We start from the raw sequence: 19,892 nt of genomic DNA on the forward strand, positions 1-19,892 counted from the left end.
TTCAGACATGGCTGGTACAGGGGCAGTTGCGGACATCGCAGGTTCCGTCGAGCTTTCTTTGACAGAGTTGCTGCGCTGGCGCTCTTTCCGAAGCTGCCGTCAACAGAGCACTCCTGAAGCCGGGGGAGGCAGCCGCGTCCGATCGCTGGCTGACATCGGCAAGCTGAGCAGGTACCACGACGATCCTTTGCTCCCTGACCACTTCCGGCATCTCCGCCATCCGGACCTTTTGCCCGGAACCTTTACCTGGCGAGCCACCGGCATTCATCCTGATAGCCGCGCCTCCCATGGCAACGCCACCGGGGTCGATCTTCATAAAACTGCCCCCGGCCTTGAGCGTAATCTCGGCACCGGCCTCGATAACCGCCTTCTGACCGGCCCTGATGTGCAGTTCGGTGCCGGACTCACTGAGCCAGGCGGTGCCAGCTCTCAGGTGGAGGGTGCCGGTTACGCTGAAGCTGTGGTCCTTGCCGGTCTGTTCGCGCTTTTCACCGTCCACGGTGTGATGGCTGCTGCCTTTTATGTGGCTGAAAAAGTCTTTCTCTACGGTCAGGTGATTGTCGTTACGGATGACCTCGGTGCGGTTGTGTTCGGTGAGCAGGTCCAGGTCTTTCTGGGCGTGGAGGTAGATCTGTTCTTCTCCGGCCTCGTCTTCAAAGCGCAGTTCGTTGCTGCCCTCGCCCTTGTGAGTTTTGGTTTTCAGGGTGGTGCGGGTCTTGTGCGCCGGTAGTTCGTATGGTGGCTGATTGGTGGCGTGGTAGGTTCGGCCGGTGATGATGGGCTGATCCGGATCGCCGTCCAGGAAGCTGACGATCACCTCGTGGCCGATCCGGGGTAGTGCCATCAAGCCGTATTGGCCACCGGCCCAGGCCTGGCTGACGCGGAGCCAGGCGCTGCTGCGGTCATTGTTGTTGGAATAGCGGTCCCAGGGGAAACGGACCTTCACCCGGCCGTGTTCGTCACAGTGGATTTCCTCGCCCTCCGGACCGGTGACGATGGCGATCTGGGGGCCGTCCATGATTGGCTTGTGGCCTGTTCTCGGTCGCCAGGTTCTGTCCGCGGGCACCACGTTGAAGAAATTGTGGTACGTGGTGGGCTCCTGGCCGCCTTCCTCTTCCAGGGCCTGGGGTTGCTTGCCGGTGTGGGTGACGGCGGTGATTAACCACTCCCGGTTCAGGGCCTCGTTATCGTGGTCGGTGAGCAGCACTTTCGCGCCGGGAGTGAAATCCGGGCGGTTGCTTTCGCCGTCGCCGGTGGCGGCGTCGTTTCTCAGGGCGTCCAGGCAGGCCTTAGTAAAGGGCCGGCCACTGGCGTCGGTCTTGAAGCGGCCGGGGTAGTCGTAGTGCTGGTAGTCTTCGCGATGGTTCAGGTCGGCCACGCCCTGCTCGTGCATCAGGGCGTAGGCGGGGTTCTTGAAGGTGTAGTCCTTGAGCGCGACGGACGCGGCGCGGACCCGTTCCTGGTACTTGAAGCGGAAAATACAGGGCTGGCGAGTACTGCCACCGGCCCGGCCGTTGTACGGTGCCGGCTCCAGTTTCGGGGCATCACCGTGGTGATCGGCAAAGACCAACGCCGGTTGCTCTTCCCCGTCCACGCTGCCGTGCTGGTAGCGGTAATGCCAGCCTTCTTCCGCCGCCAGCCTCTCGATAAAGGCCAGGTCGCTTTCCCGGTGCTGGACGCAGTATTCCCGCTCTTCCGGGGCTCGTTTCAGATCGAAGACCGTATCCACGATGCCTCGCTCTTCCAGCAGGGTGCGGATAATGGCCTCGGGACTCTGGCCCTGGAAGATGCGGCTGTTGTGCATCAGGCCCAGGCGCCACAGGGGGGGCTGGAAGACAACTTCATAGCGGGTGCGGCGATGACCGGTGTCGCCCCGGGCGAATTCGTTGACCACGCCGGTGCAGCGGCGCCGGGGCTGGCCATCCTGCCAGACCACCAGGTCGACGGGTTGTTCCAGCATGGCTTCGGCGGAGATGTCGGGGTCGGTGCTGGCCAGTTCCAGTCGGCCCTGGAACAGCTCGGAGAGGCTCTCGGTCAGCGCGAAGGCGACCACGGCGAAATGATCAGAGGGGAAGTCACCGACACGGGCGGTGAACTGCAATCCGCTTGCCTGGGGCATGTCTTCAGTCCTTGAAGGGTTGATTCGGTCCGTTGAATCGGTGCGGGGAAACTAGCCATCGGATCCTTGATGGGTGGTCCCGCAGAGTTGGGAAAGGTACCAGTGCGTTTGGAGAAAATCCAGAGTTGGGAGATGAGATTGAAGATGGGGTCAGATGAACAAGTTCATCAGACCCCTGAGTATGAGCTGACCCCGGCTTTAGCCGATAGCCTGGGGTCTGAAGAAAGCCTTCTTCTGACCCCGATTTTGACCGAGAGCTTGTGAAGTGAACTTGGGGTCAGATGAAGGTTTTCATCAGACCCCTGAGCAAGATCCCTGAGGCTAAGCGCCCAGGCAGGTTACTCGATTGCCTCGCGCACGATCTTGCCGTCTTTGACCACGGCCAGGGTGGTTTCGGTGACGAAGCCGCCCTTGTCGGTCACGTCGGTGACCTCGTACGGATTCTTGCTGGTCTCCATGTCAGCCAGGGCGTTGCCGATAGCGCCGCGGATCACCTTCGGGTCGGTGGACTCGGTGGCGTCCATGGCTTCCACCAGGCCGTGCAGCGCGAGGTAGTTATAGGCGGCCTCGGAGCCCGGCATCTTGCCGTATTTGTCCTGATAGCGCTCGATGAAGCTCTTGGCTGCTTCGGTCTCGTAGACGCTCAGGGGTACCACGCCGATGGCGCCTTCTACCATCTCCATGCCACCGGCAACTTCCGCCACTTCGTCAATCTTGGCCTGGTCCATGACGATGAAGCCGCCCTGGAAGCCCATCTGGCGCGCCTGCTGAACCACCAGCCCGGTCGGCTCAGAGGCACCGCCAACAAACATCACCTCCGGATTCTCGGCGATGATGCGGCTCACGCCGGTGAAGAAATCGGCGGACTTGTTGTAATCCATCGGGTTGTTGGCTACTACCGTGCCACCCTTGGAGGTCCACTCTTTCTCGATCATTGAGGCCCAGATCTTGGCGTACTCGTGGGTGGCGCCCGCCATACCCAGGGTGGTTCCCAGGTTCTCCAGGGCATAATCGGTGAAGGCACGAACATAGCCGTCAAAGGTGGGCGGAATCCGCAGGGTAAGAGAGTTACCTTTCTCGGTGACCGTCGGCACACTGGTATAAGCCATGACCAGGAAGTTGTCTTCTTCGTTGAAGTCCTGCAGGGCAAAAACGCCGCCGGAGTGGGGAATGAAGATGGCCGGTACGTTGGATTCCTGCGTCAAACGCTTGGCGTTAGTAGCCGCCTGTGCGGGCGAGTACCGGTCGTCCAGGGCCACCAGGTTGATGGTTGTCTTCTCGCCATCCAGGTCAAAGCCCCCGGCAGCATTGATTTCCTCGGCAGCCATGCGCAGGCCGGACAGCGTATTTTCCCCGTACAGGGCGGCACCGCCACTGAGCGGGCCGGTGAAACCGATATTGACCTCACCGGCCATAGCGCCGGCAGTCATAGTCATACCGAGGGTTGCCGCTGCGACAGCCTGACCCAGTGCTTTTACTTTTTTCATTGTTTTCTCCTGGTTTGTTGCGCTCGTCGTTGGTTCCTGTCCGGAGCCATCAAGCTCCGATATAGGCTTTGCGTACTTCTTCATTGCCCAGCATGGCTTCCCGATCGCCTTCCATGACCAGGCGGCCGTTCTCCATCACGTAGGCCCGGTCGGCGATCTTGAGAGCGGCAAAGGCATTCTGTTCCGCCAGCAGCACCGTGGTGCCGAGGCTGTTGATCTGGCGGATGGTCTCGAACATCTGCCGGACCACCAGCGGGGCGAGGCCCAGGGAAGGCTCGTCCAGCATCAGCAGCCGGGGCCGGCTCATCATGGCCCGACCAATGGCCACCATCTGCTGCTGGCCACCGGAGAGGGAGCCGGCCGGCTGGTTGGCCTTGTCTTCGAGAATGGGGAACAGTTCCAGTACTTCGTTCAGGCGTTTCTTGTTGCCCTCACGATCCCGGCGATGGACATAGGCGCCCATCATCAGGTTCTGCTGCACACTCATCTGCGGGAACAGCTTCCGGCCCTCGGCGCATTGCACCACGCCGGAGGAAACCACGGCGCTGGGTTTCATACCATTGAGATGCTTGTCCTCGAAGCGGATATCACCGCCCGCCGGTTTGACCAGACCGCTGATGGCATTGAACAGAGTGGTCTTGCCGGCACCGTTGGCGCCGAGCAGCACCACCAGCTCACCGGTATCGACGGTCATGGAAATGTCGGTGAGGGCCTTGAAGCTGCCGTAGCAGACATCCACGTTCTCAAGCTGCAGCATCTTCATCACCTCCCAGGTAGGCCTCGATCACGACCGGATTGTTACGCACTTCCTCCGGCGTGCCCTCGGCGATCTTCTCGCCGTGGTCCAGCACCATGATCTTGTCCGCCAGGCTCATGATCATGTCCATCTTGTGCTCGATCAGGCAGACGGTCAGGCCGTTATCCACCATCTTGCGCATCAGGGCGGCAAAGCCCTCGGTCTCCTCGGGGTTCACACCCGCCGCCGGCTCATCCAGCAGGACGATCTTGGGATCGGTGGCCAGCGCCAGGGCAAAGGCCACGCGCTTACGTTCTTCCTGGGTAATATCGGCGATGAACTGACCGGCCACGTGGTTCAACCCGACAAAATCCAGGGCCTCCATGGCCTTGTCCCGGGCCGCCTTCTCCTCCCGCTGCAGGCGCTTGCTGTTGATCAGCACGTCCCACAGTCCGGAGCGGGTACGCAGGCGATGGCCGACGATCAGGTTATCCAGCACCGTCGCCTGCTCGAACAGGTTGGTGGTCTGGAAGGTGCGGCCGACGCCCAACCGGGCCACCTGATCGCAGGGCATACAGGTAACATCCACGCCATCCAGCAGGATTCGCCCGGAGGTGGGCTGATGCAGACCGGAAATCAGGTTGAAGAAGGTGCTCTTGCCGGCACCGTTGGGGCCGATGATGGCGTTGATCTTGCCGGCCTCGAAATCGACGGACACATCGTTGACCGCCGCCAGGCCGCCAAACATCTTGGTGAGGTGTTCTACCTTAAGCATTGTTCTCGGCCTCCCGTGCGCTGGCTGTCTGGACCTTGCTCGCCTTCTGTTTCTTGCCCGGAGCAAGGGACTGGGCCTTGTGGTGCATCCAGGTCAGGAACTGCCCGGTAATGCCCCGCGGGAAGAAGATCACCAGAATCACCAGCAGCGGGCCGAAAATGATCATCCGGTACTCCTCCAGGAACTGCAGGGACTGGGTAATCCAGACAATGCCCACGGTGCCCAGCAGCGGACCGGTCAGGGTGCCAATGCCGCCCACCAGCAGGTAGGTAATCATGTCGAAGGTGTGGTTGATGTTGGCCTCTTCCGGCCCGATGAACCGCACCATGCCGGCATACAGGGCACCGGCCAGACCGGCGTAGGTGGTGGACAGCACAAAGGCCAGCACCTTGTTGCGCATCAGGTTGATACCCAGGGACTGGGCCAGCTCATCCCCATTGCGAATGGCAATGAAGGTGCGGCCAAGCAACGACCGGGACAGCCGGCCCATGAACCAGATGGAGAACACCAGGAACGCCAGTACCAGGTAATAGAAGGGCGTGGTCTCGGTGAAATCGACCAGGCCGAAACCGGAGGGCGCGGCAATATCCCGGACCCCGATCGGGCCGTGGGTCAGCTCCTCCCACTTGTCGATCAGCAGGTAGATGATGAAGCCCACGCACAGGGTGAAGATGGCGAAGTAGTGCTCCTTGAGCCGCAGGGAGACAATGCCCACGAAGAAACCGAGCACCGCGGTCATCACCAGTGCGGCCACAAACGCCGGCCAGAAACTCCAGCCGGCATCGGCGGTCAGCAGGCCCAGGGTATAGGCGCCGATGGCAAAGAAACCGCCATGGGCCAGGTTCAGCTGACCGCAGTAACCGGTGATGATGTTGAGGCCATAGACCGCGATCGCCCAGACGAAGGCGGAGGCCATGACATAGACCTGGTATTCGTTAGCCGCCAGGAACGGAAACACAAGTGCGAATGCCAGCAGCGCCATCTTGGCACCGGGCTTCATCAGCAGACTTCCAAGCTTGAACAGCATGATCAGTGCGCCCCCTTCGCAAACAGCCCCTGCGGGCGGACAGACAGAATCAGCACCAGCAACCCGAAGGCGATGATGTCCTTGTAGGCGGTGGAGATGTAGAAGCCACCGAACGCCTCGGCGAAGCCGATGATCATGCCGCCGGCAATGGCACCGGGAATGCTGCCCATGCCACCGAGGATGATGATCACGAAGGCCTTCATGATCACCAGGTGCCCCATGGCCGGGTACACCAGGTTGATGGGTGCGTAGAGGCTGGCTGCCACTGCCGCCAGCACACCGGAGATGGCGAAAGTCATCATGGCGACGCGGTTGGCGTCGATACCCACCAGGAACGCGCCCTCACGGCTCTGGGCCATGGCGATGATGGTGGCGCCGGTCATGGTCTTGCGCAGGAACAGCTGCAGGGCGATCACCAGGGCGAAGGCGCCGACGATGATCAGCAGCCGCTGCTCCGGGATGATCAGGCCGTCGAAGTTCATGATGCCGGTGAACGGCGAAGACAGACGGCGGAAATCGGAACCCCAGAACATCTGCACCACCGCTTCCAGGAACAGCAGGATGCCGATGGCGGCAATCTTGTCGTGGATCGGCGGGGAATTGCGCAGGGGGTGGAAGACCAGGCGTTCACACAGGATGGCGAGCACCGCGACGACCGCGGCCGAGCCTGCCATGGCAATCCAGTAGTGCATACCCAGATCCGTCATGAAGAAGTACGACATGAACGCGCCAACCATGTAGAGCGCGCCATGGGCAAAGTTCGGAATGTGGAGAATTCCGTAGACCAGGGTCAGGCCGAGGGCTACGAGACCGTAGATGCTCCCCAGGGTTAACCCGTTGATGATTTGCTGGAAGAAAAGGTTCAAGTCTGCCCCTCCGGTGTTTGTTGTTATCGGGCGTTATTGAGGCTTCAAACCGCAGGGCCGAATGGCCCTGCCGTCTTGTATGGAACAATTACACTGATCGTCTCAACTGTCAACATTTTAAAATGGTGTTTCGCTGTGCGATCCTCAATTGCTTCAAAGTACCGCTATTGAGACTCCTTCTTCCACTCTTCCTCCTGCAAGGCCCGCCACATCAGCTTGCCGGTGGGTGATTTCGGCAACTCATCGACGAACTCCACGATGGTCGGCACCTTGTAGGCCGCCATCTGCTCCTTGCACCAGGCAGTGATGTCTTCGGCGCTGGTCTTGCCCTCGGCTTCCGGTGTCAGCACGATGCAGGCCTTGACGGTCTCGCCGCGCTTGGGATCAGGAGCTGAGATGATGCACACCTCATGGATCGCCGGGTGACGGTACATCAGCCCCTCAACCTCGGAGGGCCAGACCTTGAAGCCGGACGCGTTGATCATGCGTTTGACCCGGTCGACCATGAAGAAATAGCCGTCGTCGTCGTAGTAGCCCAGATCGCCGGTGCGGAAGAAGCGCTTGCCATCGATCTCGACAAACGCCGCCTCGGTCTCCGCCGGCCGGTTCCAGTAACCGATGGTGACCTGTGGGCCACTGGAGACGATTTCCCCGGTCTCACCCGGGCCTTTCTCCTGCAGGGTGTCCACATCGATGATGCGGCTGTCCACATCAAATACCGGGATGCCCAGGCACTGAGGCTTGGGATGGGCAGTGGGATTGATGTGAGTGGCAGCCATGGTCTCCGACAGGCCATACCCCTCGATGTAGTCCAGCCCGGTCATCCGCTTGAGCTTTTCGGCCACGGCAACAGGCATGGCGGCACCACCGCCCCCGATCATGTTCAGGCTGCTGAGGTCGTACTTGCCGATATCCGGGTTGGAGAGGAAATCCACCGCCATGGTGACGATGTTGGTCCACCCGGTGACCTTGTAGCGCTCGATCAGTCGTGCCGCCGTGGTGCGCTCCCAGCGGGTCATGATCACCGAAGTCGAACCGGTGAAAATCGGGCCGTTCATCGATCCGGTCATGCCGGTGACATGGAAAAAGGGCAGGGTCGCAAGCTGGACACTGTCCGGCGTGGTCAGGTTCCAGAACACCCGGTGGACCGCCGTTGCCATCACCGAGCGATGGGTGTGCATGCAGCCCTTGGGCGCACCGGTGGTGCCGGAGCTGTAGGGAATCACCGCCAGGTCCTCGGGCGTTGCGGTGTGAGGGGCCGGGGTATGACCCGCTGCCATCGCCGCCTCCCAGGTGACCACACCCGGAACCTCTTTGGACCAGGCCGGGGCCGCCACCTCGGCGGGCAAGTCCAGGTCGGTCTCCGGATCGATGTAGGTGTTATAGGAAGCGACCACCACCTGTTCGAGGTTGGTTTCACCGATCATGGGCACGATGAAACCTGCCAGCTCCTGCCCGGCCAGGCACATGGTGGCGCTGGTATCGGCAATAAAGTGCTCCAGTTCCGCCGCCCGGTTCATGGGATTCACCGGAATGACCACGGCATCGGCGCGCAGGATGGCATAGTAGGAAATCACGTACTGCGGGGAGTTCTGCATGTACAGCAGCACCCGGTCACCCTTGCTGATGCCCTGGGCCTGCAGGTAGCCGGCCATGGTTTCCACTTCCTCGTTAAGACGCCGGTAGTTGATGGGCGCATCGTAGAAAATGATGGCGGTGTGGTCGGGATAGCGTCGTGCCGAAATCTCCAGGTTGGTATACACGCTGGTTTTCGGCAGGGTCATGGTTTTGGGCAGTTCCTTGGGCCAGACCTTGTAATGACGTTCAAACATGGTTGTTATTCTCCCCAGGGTGAATCATTCAGCCGCTTCAGCGGACAAATCAAAGGTGTCAGTACCCCCTGGCAGGGGGTCTTCATGTCGTAAGGGTGTGATGGCCACGGCTTTGTCCCGGAGCACGGTGACATCGGCATCCGGGGCCACAATGTGACGGGAGCTGCGCTCAAAGCCGAGCCACCAGTACGGCAGGCTGCGGGCATCACGCCCAGCCAGCAGCTTCGGGCGCTGGATAGAGCCGGTGGACTGCCGGCACCAGCGCGCCGTAGTGATCTCGCCGGCATCGCAGGCCGGGAAATTGACGTTCCAGGCCCGGGCCTCGCCGGGCTGGTAGAGTTTTCGGATCAGGGCTTCGCCGTGGGTCTCCACCGGCGACCAGCGGATGCCGTCCCGGGTCAGGAATGCCTGGCTCAGGGCGATGGCCGGAATATTCATATGCAGGGCACTGAGCACCGCCCCCACGGTGCCGGAGTACTGCACCGAATCGCTGATATTGGCCCCGCAATTGACCCCGGACAGCACCAGATCCGGCGGCGTTTCCCCGAACCACTCGGCCAGGGAATAGAGCACACAATCCGCCGGCGTACCGGAGACGGCATACCGCTTCGCCCCGGTTTCATAGACCCGCAGCGGGCTGTGAATGGAAATGCTCTGGCCGGCGCCACTGCGATCATGTTCCGGCGCGACCACCCAGACCTCCTCCGCCAGTTGTCGGGCGATGTTCTCCAGGATCGCCAGCCCCGGCGCGTTGATGCCGTCGTCGTTGGTGATCAGGATGCGTTCGCAAATCGGACCGTTCATAGTCTTTCCTCAGTTTCGTCCGTTCCGGGGACCATCACTGGCAATCTTCCAGCCGATATCCGCCAGCAGGCTTGCGCGCTTGCCCACCTGCAGGGCATTGGCATTGGCGGCATTCCCATCCAGGGCACGCTTGTAGACTCCCTGCAGGATGGCGGCGAGCCGGAACAGGGAAAACGACAGGAACACGTGCCAGTCGTCGATGCCTTCGCGACCGGTCTTTGCGCAGTAGCGAGCAATGGTCTCCTGCTCATCAGGAATGCCCAGCGCCTCGAGATCCTCGCCCTGCAACCCCCGCATACCCTCCATATCGGAAGGCAGGTAATAAGGAAGGCAGTAATAGGCCAGATCCGCCAGCGGGTGGCCCAGGGTCGAGAGCTCCCAATCGAGGATGGCGATCACCTCCGGTCCGTCCGGCGCCAGCATCAGGTTGCCGAATCGGTAGTCACCGTGGGCAATGGCGGTCTCGTCTTTCGCCGGCAGATTCTCCGGCAGCCAGGCCATGAGCTTGTCCATGGCGGGCAACTCATCGGTCTTGGACGCCAGGTACTGCTTACTCCAGCGGGCCACCTGGCGAGCCACATAGCCCTCGGGCCGGCCGTAATCGCCGAGGCCCACGGCGTTCACATCCACCGCGTGCAGGGCCGCCAGGGTATCGATGGCGGAGTGGTGAGCTGGCAAGCGATCCTGGCGATCCAGCGCGCGGAGCGCAGAGTGGCTGATGATCCGGCCCTCCAGGAAATCCATGACATAGAAGGGCGTGCCAATGACGTCGCTGTCCTCGCACAGTACCCGCACATTGGGTACCGGAACGTCTGTGTGGTCGGAGAGCGCCTTCATGACGCGGTACTCACGCTCGACCATGTGGGCGGACGGGAGGGTCTTTCCGGGCGGTTTCTTGCGCAGGACGTAGCGGCCGCTGTCGGTGTCCAGCAGGAACGTCGGGTTGGACTGGCCGCCCTGGAACTGCTTCACCTCCAGGCGATCGCCTACCCCGGGCAGCTCCCTCTGTAGCCAACCAAGGAGCCTTTTCTCATCAAACTTGTGCGCTGGCAGAACCTCTACCAACTCTGGCGTCATACTCATTATTCGATTCAGCCTTACTTAATCGTTACGTGTCGCCCGCCGGCCACCCACCAATTCATGGAGGCATGCCTCAACAAACTGTTTCGCCGCCATCCGCTACGATGACCTGGCCGGTGATGTAGGCGCTTGCCTTCGTGGACAGGAACACGGCCAGACCGGCGATATCGACCGGGTCACCGATGCGCCGGAGTGGGGTTTTGTCCTCGGCGCGTTTGACGCGGACGGGGTCTTCCCAGAGGGCCTTGGCGAAGTCGGTCTTGATCAGGCCCGGGGCGATGGCGTTGACGCGGATGCCTTTCGGGCCCCATTCCACAGCCAGGTTTCGGGCCAGGGCGGCCTCGGCGGCCTTGGAGACGCCGTAGGTGCCGATCACGGTGTTGCCACGCAGGCCGGCGATGCTGGAAAGCAGCACCACGGCGCCCTCGCCTTTTTCCGCCATCTGCGGCAGCACCATGTTGGTGAGCCAGAAAGTGCCTTTGACGTTGGTGTCCATGATCTTGTCCCAGGCGTCATCGGTCATTTCAGACGTGGGACCATAGACCGGGTTGGTGGCGGCGTTGCACACCAGTACGTCGATGCTGCCCCAGACTTCGTTGGTTTTGTCCACCAGGTTCTGCAGGTCTTCTTTCTTGCCGACGTGGCAGGGAACGGCCATGGCCTCGAAGCCCTGTTCCCTCAATTCACCGGCCACCTGCTCACAGGCATCGGCCTTGCGGCTGGAGATGACGACTCTGGCCCCACATCTGGCCATTTCCTCGGCGATGGAGCGGCCGATGCCCTTGGTGGAGCCGGTGATGACAGCGACCTTGCCGGTCATATCAAAAAGGGGATTACTCATTGTTCGATCCTCATGCTTAATGCTTGGGGAACGAACGGGGAGGCACCTGCCGGGACTGTGCAAAACATGGATGTTTTGCTCAAGCCTACAGGGACGTATTCACGGCGTGTCCCGGCAGGTGCCTCCCCGTTTGTTCATGCACCCGTATTAACGGGCCGGGCAAAATCAGCGGTATTGGCGAAGCTCCATCTTGGCAACGGAATCCAGGTGGACCTCATCCGGTCCGTCGGCCAGGCGCAGCGTACGAACCTTGGCCCAGGCGGAAGCCAGGAAGGTGTCCTGGCTGACGCCGGCACCGCCGTGGACCTGGATCGCCCGGTCGATGACCTTCAACGCCATGCTCGGCGCCACCACCTTGATCATGGCGATTTCCTGACGGGCCACCTTGTTACCGACGGTGTCCATCATGTGCGCCGCCTTCAGGGTCAGCAGGCGCGCCTGCTCGATCTCCAGCCGGCTGCGGGCAATGTCCTTGCGGATGGAATCAAAGTCGGACAGCTTGCGGCCAAAGGCCTCGCGGGCATTGGCACGTTTGCACATGGCTTCCAGCGCCCGCTCGGCCACGCCAATGGTGCGCATGCAGTGGTGAATCCGGCCCGGCCCCAAACGGCCCTGGGCAATCTCGAAGCCACGGCCTTCACCCAGCAGCATGTTGCTGGCAGGAACCCGCACGTTGTCATACTGGATCTCGGCATGGCCGTGAGGCGCATGGTCGTAGCCGAACACGTGCAGCGGGCGGATCATCTTCACGCCGGGGGAATCAAGCGGCACCAGGATCATGGATTGCTGCTTGTGCTTCTCCGCGTTCGGGTCGGTCTTGCCCATGACAATGGCGATCTTCGAAGTGGTGGTCATCGCTCCCGAGGACCACCACTTGCGGCCGTTGATGACGTACTCGTCGCGTTCGCGCCGGATCTCGCAGGCAATGTTGGTGGCATCGGAGGAGGCCACATCCGGCTCGGTCATGGAGAAACAGGAGCGAATTTCGCCAGCCAGCAAAGGTTTCAGCCACTGGTCCTGCTGCTCTTTGTTGCCGTAGCGGGCGATGGTTTCCATGTTGCCGGTGTCCGGCGCAGAGCAGTTGAACACCTCGGGGGCCATCTCGGAGCGGCCCATGATTTCGCACAGGTGGGCGTATTCGAAGTTGGACAGGCCGGCACCGAACTCGCTGTCCGGGAGGAACAGGTTCCACAGACCGGCGGCTTTCGCCTTCTGCTTCAGCTCTTCAATGATGGGAACCGGTGCCCAGCGATCCTCGGCTTCTTCCACCTGATGGTGATGCTTTTCTTCGTTCGGATAGATGTAGGCATCCATGAACTCGGTTAACTCGGCCTGCAGCTTTTTAGCCTTGTCAGAAAGCTCGAACATGTCCGTTTCCTCTCGTTGATTGTGTCCTGACTGCCCCCTCTTGCGCGGCAATCGTGGTGGTTTGAATCCGGCCAATCAGATTGGCACGCCCTCGGGTTTATCGCTCCCGGAGCGGATCCGGAAGGTGCCCTCGCCAATGGCAAGCAGGTTGCCCTGATCGTCATGCACTTCGCCGGTGCTGTTGAAAATGCGGGTACCGCCAGCCCTTTTTCGGCCGGTTACCCGGATCACACCGCCGGAGCACTGGCCGGTGAAGGTGGTGGTCAGGGACAGCGTGATCGCTTTGCGCATGCGGCCGGGGTACGGGCAATAAGTACCGGCCTGGGCCAGGACGATATCCAGCAGGGAGGTCAGAACGCCGCCGTGGATCACGCCCCCCAGGTTCAGGTGCCGGGGCTCCAGCGCCAGCTCGATCACCGCTTCGTTCTCTTCCCAGGACACCTGGCGGTAGCCCAGCAGGCTGTGAAAACCGGGCAGGTCCTGACCTCCGGTAATGTGCAGCTTTTCCTCACTCATCAGACTTTCATTCCTGGCAGGTTAAGGGAGGCGGTATTGCCGCCATCCACCGCCAGGGCCTGGCCGGTGATGTAACTGGCGTCGTCGCTGGCAAGGAACAGGATGGCAGCGGCAATCTCCTCGGGATTGCCGTAACGGCGCAGCTCGCACCGGGAGCCCAGTTTGTGGGCTTTCTCGTGGGCGCGGGCGTAATCGAAGACGGCGCGGGTCATGCCGGTTTCCACCAGGCCGGGACAGACGGCGTTGACCCGGACATTGTCCCCGCCCAGGTCACAGGCGGCGGTCATGGTCAGATTGATCACCCCGGCCTTGGAGGCACTGTAGGCATTGCCCCCGGCACCGGAGCGGATGCCGGCCACCGAGGCGGTGTTGACGATGGCACCGAGCTTGCGGGCCTGCATGTGCGGCGCCACGTACTTGATGAACAGCATGGTGCCGATGAGGTTGACCGCCAGCACCTTGTCCCACTCCTCACGCTCGTTGCCGGTCACCGGAGGGTGCCCACCGGAAGTGCTGGCAATACCGGCGATGTTACAGAGCACATCGATCCGGCCAAAGGTATCCATGGTTTCGGCCACCAGATCCCTGACCTGGCTTTCGTCGGATACGTCCACCAGATGGCGCTGGTAACGGGCGTCCTCGGGCATCGCGCTCTCGGTCTCAAGCAATCCGGCCTCGGACACATCTGCCATTACCACCGAGGCGCCCTCCCGGGCCAGGCGGACGGCGGTTGCACGGCCAATCCCGCTACCGGCTCCGGTGACGATGGCTATGCGCTGGTCAAATCGCGCCATGGAATCGCTCCTAGTTTTCCGTATTTGTTGTTGTGATCGTGTGCTTATCGTTTTGATAATTTGTCACGCCTTCCGGTTTTGAGTCAATATATTCGAAAGGAAATTTCATCTAGCAAAACACAGCAACGCCGGAAGACAGGAAAATGAAAAATACAACTAATGACATGCCGGTCTACGCGCCGGTCACCGCCGGTGAAACCATGGAAGCCATCGGTCACAGGATTCAGGACTATCGGGAGAGCCAGGGGGACAAGACCGCCCTGATCGATGAACGGGAAGAGGTGACCTGGGCGGACCTGATCAACCAGGTAAACCGGATTGCCAACCGCCTGCAGCAGGCCGGTCTCGAGCCGGGCGACTGCGTGGCGGGTCTGTCGGAAAATACCCGGGAATACGTCGCCCTGTATCTCGGCACCCTGGTGGCGGGCGGCTGCATGGTGCCGCTCTCGGGTATGGCCAGCGGCGAGGCCCTGTCGCTGATGATCCGGGATTGCGGTGCCCGATTCCTGTTTGTGTCCGGTAAGAACCGGGAGCTCTGGTCCAGCATCCGCGAGTCCGTGGACCTGCCGGCAGAGAATGTGGTCGGCCTGGATACCGGGGAGGTTGGTCAGACACTGGCGCAATGGCTGGGCGATGTGTCCGATCAGGCCACTCCGGCACCGGTCACCCTGGACGACCCTTTCAACATCATCTACAGCTCGGGCACCACCGGCACGCCCAAGGGCATCCTGCACGACTACCGGTTCCGCCAGCGCCAGATGGTCCGGATGAGCCGGTTCGGCCTGGACGGCGACGCCATCAATCTCGTTTCCACGCCCCTGTATTCCAACACCACCCTGGTCTCGGTCTTACCGACCCTGTTCCACGGCGGCACCCTGGTACTGATGGCGAAATTCGATGCCCACCGGTTCCTGGAGCTGGCAGAACAATATCGGGTGACTCATGCCATGCTGGTGCCGGTGCAGTACCAGCGCATCCTGGCGGTACCGGATTTCGACCGCTTCGACCTGTCCAGTTTCAAGCTCAAGCTGTGTACCAGCGCGCCGCTGCGGGCGGGTGTGATTGCCGAAGCCATGCGGCGCTGGCCGGGCAATATCCGTGAGGTCTACGGCCTGACCGAGGGCGGCATCTCCACCAGCCTGGACTGCGCAGCCCATCCCGACAAATGGGATTCCGTGGGTGTGCCCACCGAAGGCGCCGAAGTCCGGGTGATCGATGACGAGGGCCGGGAGCTACCCCGGGGCGAAACCGGGGAAATCGTCGGCCGGGCCATTTCCATGATGCGCGGTTACGTCAACCGCACCGAACAGACCCGGGAGATGCTCTGGACCAGCCCGGAAGGCCTGGCGTTCTACCGCAGCGGGGATATGGGCAGGATCGATGAAGACGGGTTTATCTACATCCTCGACCGTCGCAAGGACATGATCATCTCCGGCGGCTTCAACATCTATGCGGTGGATCTGGAAAAGACCTTGCTCGGCCACCCCGCCGTCGCCGATGTCGCGGTGATCGGCGTACCCAGCGAGCAATGGGGCGAGACGCCCCTGGCTCTGGTGGTCAAGGCTCGGGGTCACCCGGAGACCGACATGGAGTTGCTGGACTGGGCCAACCATCGGCTGGGCAAGACCCAGCGGCTGGCGGCAATCGAGTTCCGGGAGGAACTGCCCCGCTCCACCATCGGTAAAGTACTGAAGCGGGAACTCAGGGAGCCCTACTGGAACCGCTAGCGGCGCTCCATTCTCGCCAGAGCCTGCCGGCAATCGTCGGAGCGCAGGCGCTCGGAGAACACCGCGCGCTCGCGCTCCAGTGCTTCCCTGACCTGATCCCGCCAGGGAGCCCGGATCAACCGCTTGCTCGCCCTGAGCGCCTCCCGGGGTTTACCGGCCAGCCGCTGCGCCAGTTCCAGCGCGGCGGCCACTGCAGTACCGTCATCCACCACCTTGCTGACCAGGCCACAGTCCCGGGCCTCGATACCGTCCATGACCTCCCCGAACAGCAGCAGTTCTGCCGCCCGGCGGGCACCGAGGTGCAGGGGCATGGTGACCGTGGAGGCCGCCTCGGGCACCAGACCAAGATCGACAAAAGCGGTCTTGAAGGTCGCGGATCTACCGGCAATCACCGAGTCGCAATGCAGAAGCAGAGTCGTGCCGATGCCGATGGCAATCCCTTCCACGGCGGCAATGACCGGCGTATCGCAGTCCATCAGGGTTTCGATAAAGGCCAGGCCCGCCGAGGACTGCGGATTCGGGTCCGTGGCGCGGGCACGGAAATCGTCCAGGTCATTACCGGCGGTGAACACATCGCCATGCCCGGAGATGACGATGGCGTTAACAGTCTCGTCATCAGCGGCTTCGCGAATACGTCGGCTCAGCAGCCCGTACATCTCGCGGGTCAGCGCGTTCTTCTTCTCCGGGCGGTTGATGGTGAGATGGACCACGGCCTCCGCCTGATGCATGTCGATCATTGAGCTATCCTTCCAGAAGATTACGTTGTTGTTTGAGGTAAAAACATCCTATTGCAAAAGCCCGACGTTGTGATAGATTCAGAGAACATAAATTCACCCTGCAGTTAAGAGTTCTGCAGAGTGAAACTAGAAGCAAGGCCAATACAACAACGAAAGAGGCACAGTCATGAACCTCATAATGCAAGCACGCAAGAAGCTGACCGTTTACGCGTCCGCCCTTACCCTTGGCGTTTCTGCCGCCCTTGCTGCCACACCGGCAGCGGCCCAGGACACCGTCACCTGGAAGGTGCAATCCCACTGGCCGGGTTCCAGCAGCTCCTACGAGGACAGCCTGGGCCGGCTGAAACGGGTTCTGGAAGAACGCACCGATGGTCGCCTGAAACTGCAGTTGTTCGAAGCAGGCGCCCTGTTCAAGGCCAAAGACACCTTTGATGCGGTCAGCCGCGGCATCCTGGAAATGGGTACGATTTCACCCTCCTATGCCCAGGACAAGATTTCCCTCGCGGGCATCGCCTCGGGCCTGCCGTTTGCATTCCGCAACGTCTGGGAGGCAGCCTATTTTCACCAGAACATGGGTTTTGAAGCCATGCTCCGGGAAGAAGCAGCGAAACACGGTGTGTACTGGGCCACCGACAAGGTCTATCCCACCGAAATGGTGGTCAAGAAGCCCATCAATAGCTGGGAGGATTTCACCAGCCTGAAGATCCGTTCTTCCGGGGCCCTCCAGAAATTCCTGACCGAAGCCGGTGCCGCCGCCTCGTACATCCCGGGCAGTGAACTGTATTCGGCACTGGACTCCGGCATTGTTGACGGTGCCCATTGGGGCGCATCCCAGGGTGCTCTCAGCATGGGTCTCTATGAAGTGGCCAAATACCACGTCAAACCTGCACTCAACATTGCCGGCACAGACGTGATCATTGTCAGCCAGAAGGCCCTGGACAAACTGCCGGAAGACATGCAGAAGATCGTCAAGGATGCCCTGGCCGAGCAGTTCTGGGTGCGCACCAACGAGTACCTTTACAAGGAACAACTGGCTCTGGCCAAAGCGCAGGCCGAACACGGTGTTGAGGTGAACACCCTGCCCCAGGACGTACAGCAGAAGCTCGCGCAAACCGCCCAGGAAATGTGGGACGAAGAAGGCAAGCGCAGTGAACAGGCCGCGAAGGCACTGGAGATGCTGAAGAGCTTCCTGAGCGACCTCGGCTACCTGTAAGAGCGGCCAGTCGCCAATTCCGAGCCGGGGCACGCCCCGGCTTTCTTTCCTCTGAAAACCAATGAGTTACCGGAGCGTGTCATGAGTGTGCTGACAGCATTCATGAGAGGGGTCACCCGTCTCAATGATCTTATCGGGCGCGGGATTGCGCTACTGGTGTTTGCGATGTTCGGTTTCCTGCTGCTGGAGGTCGGGCTTCGTTACCTTTTCAATTCGCCGACGGTCTGGACCAATGAACTGTCACAGATGCTGTTCGGTATCTATGCGGTGATGTCCGGCGGCTACATTCTCGCCCATCGGGGGCATGTGAATGTGGATCTGCTCCATTCGCATCTGGCGCCCCGAAAGCGCGCAGCACTCGACATCGTCACTTCCACGATTTTTTTCATTTTTACCCTGGCCCTGCTCTGGTTCGGCATTGATGTCGCCAGTGAATCCATCGCCAGCTGGGAAACCTCATACTCTGCCTGGAACCCGCCGGTGTGGCCGGTCAAGCTGGCCATTCCCGTCGGCACTGGCTTGCTGGTGCTGCAGGGCCTGGTGAAATTGCTCGAAGACATCGCCATCGCATTCAATCTGGATTATTACCAACCGGCACAGGAAGAGTCTGAAGGAGATTACCTGTGAGCATTGAAATACTGACTCTTCTGTTCTTTGGTTCGCTGCTGTTTTTCCTGCTCCTGGGCTTGCCCCTGGCTTTTGTCCTGGGCGGTGTATCCGTGGTGTTCCTTTATTTCACCTGGGGTTTCGAATCCTTCTTCATGGTGGTCTCGCAGATCTGGGGCACCATGGGCAGCTTCACCCTGGTGGCCATTCCCCTGTTCGTGTTCATGGCGATGGTGCTGGAGCGCACCGGGGTGGCCAAGGATCTCTACCGCATGATGCACCTGTGGTTCGGTGGCCTGCGGGGCGGCCTGGCTCTGGGAACCCTCGCCATCTGTGCGGTATTTGCCGCCATGGTGGGCATCAGTGGCGCGGCCGTGGTGGCCATGGGCACCATCGCCCTGCCGTCCATGCTGGAGCGGGGCTACGATCGCAAGATGGCCCTCGGCGTCATCAATACCGGGGGCGGCTGGGGCATTCTGATCCCGCCCAGCATCCTGATGATTCTCTATGCCCTGATTACCGGGGTATCTGTTGGCCAGATGTTCGCCGCCGGCATCATGCCCGGGGCGCTGCTGATGGTGCTCACGTTCATCTACATCATCGTGCGCGCCACGCTACAGCCGCACCTGGCACCGGCCCTGCCACCGGAAGAACGCGGCACCTGGCCGGAAAAGCTGCGCGCCCTGCGGGCGGTGTTGCTGCCGATCGGGGTGGTGGTGATGGTTCTGGGCTCGATTATCGGCGGGATCACCACACCCACGGAAGCCGCCGCCATGGGCGTACTGGGCGCGCTGATATCGGCAGCCGTCTACGGTGAATTCAAGTGGTCGGTGATGCAGGAGGCGGCCATCCGCACCTTCAAGCTGACCGGCATGATCATGTGGATCCTGTTCGCCGCCCACGCCTTCAGCGCCGCCTACCAGAGCATGGGGGCCCAGGAACTGATCGAGGGCCTGATGAACATGGTTCCCGGTGGCCCCTGGGGCATCATCATCGCCATGATGGTGATCGTGTTCCTGCTCGCCATGGTGCTCGACCCGGTAGGCATCATGCTGATCACCCTGCCGGTGTTCATGCCCATCGTGAAATCCCTGGGCTTCGATCCTGTCTGGTTCGGCATCCTGTTCGTGATCAACATGGAAATCGGCTACAAGACCCCGCCCTTTGGCTTCAACCTGTTCTACCTCAAGGGCGTGGTACCGCCCGGTATCACCATGAAGGACATTTACACCTCGGTGATTCCGTTTGTATTGATCGAGATTCTGGCCATTGCCATCATCATGGTCTTCCCTGAGATTGCCACCTGGTTGCCGGATCTGTTCTTCTGATCCGATCAGCCTGACAGGCAACAAAAAAGCCCGGCG

18 protein-coding genes are annotated in these 19,892 nt (G+C 61.1%); 4 read left to right on the forward strand and 14 right to left on the reverse strand.

All coding sequences use genetic code 11. From position 1 onward, the window contains the following. Position 1 precedes the first annotated feature (1 nt). The 13 genes from DET50_RS05600 to DET50_RS05665 form a co-directional block, all read right to left on the reverse strand. Entirely contained in the window at positions 2–2,119 is a 2,118-nt protein-coding gene (locus DET50_RS05600) for a type VI secretion system Vgr family protein (protein WP_113861893.1), read from the reverse strand. Positions 2,120–2,457: 338 nt separating this feature from the next. Further along, positions 2,458–3,606 (reverse strand): ABC transporter substrate-binding protein, encoded by a 1,149-nt coding sequence (locus DET50_RS05610; RefSeq protein ID WP_113861895.1) that lies wholly within the window; start codon positions 3,604–3,606, stop codon positions 2,458–2,460. A 49-nt stretch (positions 3,607–3,655) separates the two neighbouring features. Continuing rightward, positions 3,656–4,363: an ABC transporter ATP-binding protein gene (locus DET50_RS05615; protein WP_113861896.1), complete on the reverse strand. Its 708-nt coding sequence runs from the start codon at positions 4,361–4,363 to the stop codon at positions 3,656–3,658. Further along, positions 4,350–5,117, reverse strand: coding sequence for an ABC transporter ATP-binding protein (locus DET50_RS05620; protein ID WP_113861897.1), 768 nt, complete (start codon positions 5,115–5,117; stop codon positions 4,350–4,352). The genes DET50_RS05615 and DET50_RS05620 overlap by 14 nt, the downstream gene beginning before the upstream one ends. Continuing rightward, positions 5,110–6,144, reverse strand: a complete 1,035-nt coding sequence (locus DET50_RS05625; protein WP_113861898.1) for a branched-chain amino acid ABC transporter permease — start codon at positions 6,142–6,144, stop codon at positions 5,110–5,112. Before DET50_RS05625 ends, DET50_RS05620 begins: the two co-directional genes overlap by 8 nt. Before the next feature lie 2 nt (positions 6,145–6,146). After that, positions 6,147–7,010: a branched-chain amino acid ABC transporter permease gene (locus tag DET50_RS05630; protein WP_113861899.1), complete on the reverse strand. Its 864-nt coding sequence runs from the start codon at positions 7,008–7,010 to the stop codon at positions 6,147–6,149. 164 nt (positions 7,011–7,174) lie between these two features. Further along, positions 7,175–8,842, reverse strand: a complete 1,668-nt coding sequence (locus tag DET50_RS05635) for a long-chain fatty acid--CoA ligase (RefSeq protein WP_113861900.1) — start codon at positions 8,840–8,842, stop codon at positions 7,175–7,177. A 24-nt stretch (positions 8,843–8,866) separates the two neighbouring features. Then, positions 8,867–9,646, reverse strand: a complete 780-nt coding sequence (gene surE / locus DET50_RS05640) for a 5'/3'-nucleotidase SurE (protein ID WP_113861901.1) — start codon at positions 9,644–9,646, stop codon at positions 8,867–8,869. 9 nt (positions 9,647–9,655) lie between these two features. Beyond that, the gene (locus DET50_RS05645) at positions 9,656–10,729 is read right to left on the reverse strand and encodes a phosphotransferase (protein WP_113861902.1); all 1,074 of its coding nucleotides are present in this window, start codon (positions 10,727–10,729) and stop codon (positions 9,656–9,658) included. A gap of 70 nt (positions 10,730–10,799) precedes the next feature. Then, the gene (locus DET50_RS05650; protein WP_113861903.1) at positions 10,800–11,567 is read right to left on the reverse strand and encodes an SDR family NAD(P)-dependent oxidoreductase; all 768 of its coding nucleotides are present in this window, start codon (positions 11,565–11,567) and stop codon (positions 10,800–10,802) included. A gap of 165 nt (positions 11,568–11,732) precedes the next feature. Further along, positions 11,733–12,935, reverse strand: a complete 1,203-nt coding sequence (locus tag DET50_RS05655; RefSeq protein ID WP_113861904.1) for an acyl-CoA dehydrogenase family protein — start codon at positions 12,933–12,935, stop codon at positions 11,733–11,735. A gap of 75 nt (positions 12,936–13,010) precedes the next feature. After that, entirely contained in the window at positions 13,011–13,451 is a 441-nt protein-coding gene (locus DET50_RS05660; RefSeq protein ID WP_091998903.1) for a PaaI family thioesterase, read from the reverse strand. Next, a complete protein-coding gene (locus DET50_RS05665; protein ID WP_113861905.1) occupies positions 13,451–14,245 on the reverse strand; it encodes an SDR family NAD(P)-dependent oxidoreductase in 795 nt (264 codons plus the stop codon). The genes DET50_RS05660 and DET50_RS05665 overlap by 1 nt, the downstream gene beginning before the upstream one ends. Positions 14,246–14,388: 143 nt before the next feature. Between DET50_RS05665 and DET50_RS05670 the strand changes: the two genes are divergently transcribed. Then, entirely contained in the window at positions 14,389–15,972 is a 1,584-nt protein-coding gene (locus DET50_RS05670) for a class I adenylate-forming enzyme family protein (RefSeq protein ID WP_113861906.1), read from the forward strand. Here the strand turns inward: DET50_RS05670 and DET50_RS05675 are convergent. Then, positions 15,969–16,709, reverse strand: coding sequence for an enoyl-CoA hydratase/isomerase family protein (locus DET50_RS05675; protein ID WP_113861907.1), 741 nt, complete (start codon positions 16,707–16,709; stop codon positions 15,969–15,971). The two genes, DET50_RS05670 and DET50_RS05675, sit on opposite strands and share 4 nt — an antisense overlap. Positions 16,710–16,875: 166 nt before the next feature. Here DET50_RS05675 and dctP point away from each other — a divergent pair, with 166 nt between their 5' ends. From dctP to DET50_RS05690, 3 genes are all read left to right on the forward strand, one after another. Beyond that, positions 16,876–17,922 carry a TRAP transporter substrate-binding protein DctP gene (gene dctP, locus DET50_RS05680; RefSeq protein WP_113861908.1) on the forward strand — a complete coding sequence of 349 codons (1,047 nt, stop codon included), beginning with the start codon at positions 16,876–16,878 and terminating at the stop codon, positions 17,920–17,922. A gap of 81 nt (positions 17,923–18,003) precedes the next feature. Beyond that, on the forward strand, positions 18,004–18,549 hold the full coding sequence (locus tag DET50_RS05685; RefSeq protein ID WP_113861909.1) for a TRAP transporter small permease subunit: 546 nt from the start codon (positions 18,004–18,006) through the stop codon (positions 18,547–18,549). After that, positions 18,546–19,856 (forward strand): TRAP transporter large permease, encoded by a 1,311-nt coding sequence (locus tag DET50_RS05690; protein WP_113861910.1) that lies wholly within the window; start codon positions 18,546–18,548, stop codon positions 19,854–19,856. The genes DET50_RS05685 and DET50_RS05690 overlap by 4 nt, the downstream gene beginning before the upstream one ends. Positions 19,857–19,892: the final 36 nt, after the last annotated feature.

It is taken from the genome of Marinobacter pelagius (assembly GCF_003315345.1).
Taxonomy (GTDB): domain Bacteria; phylum Pseudomonadota; class Gammaproteobacteria; order Pseudomonadales; family Oleiphilaceae; genus Marinobacter; species Marinobacter pelagius_A.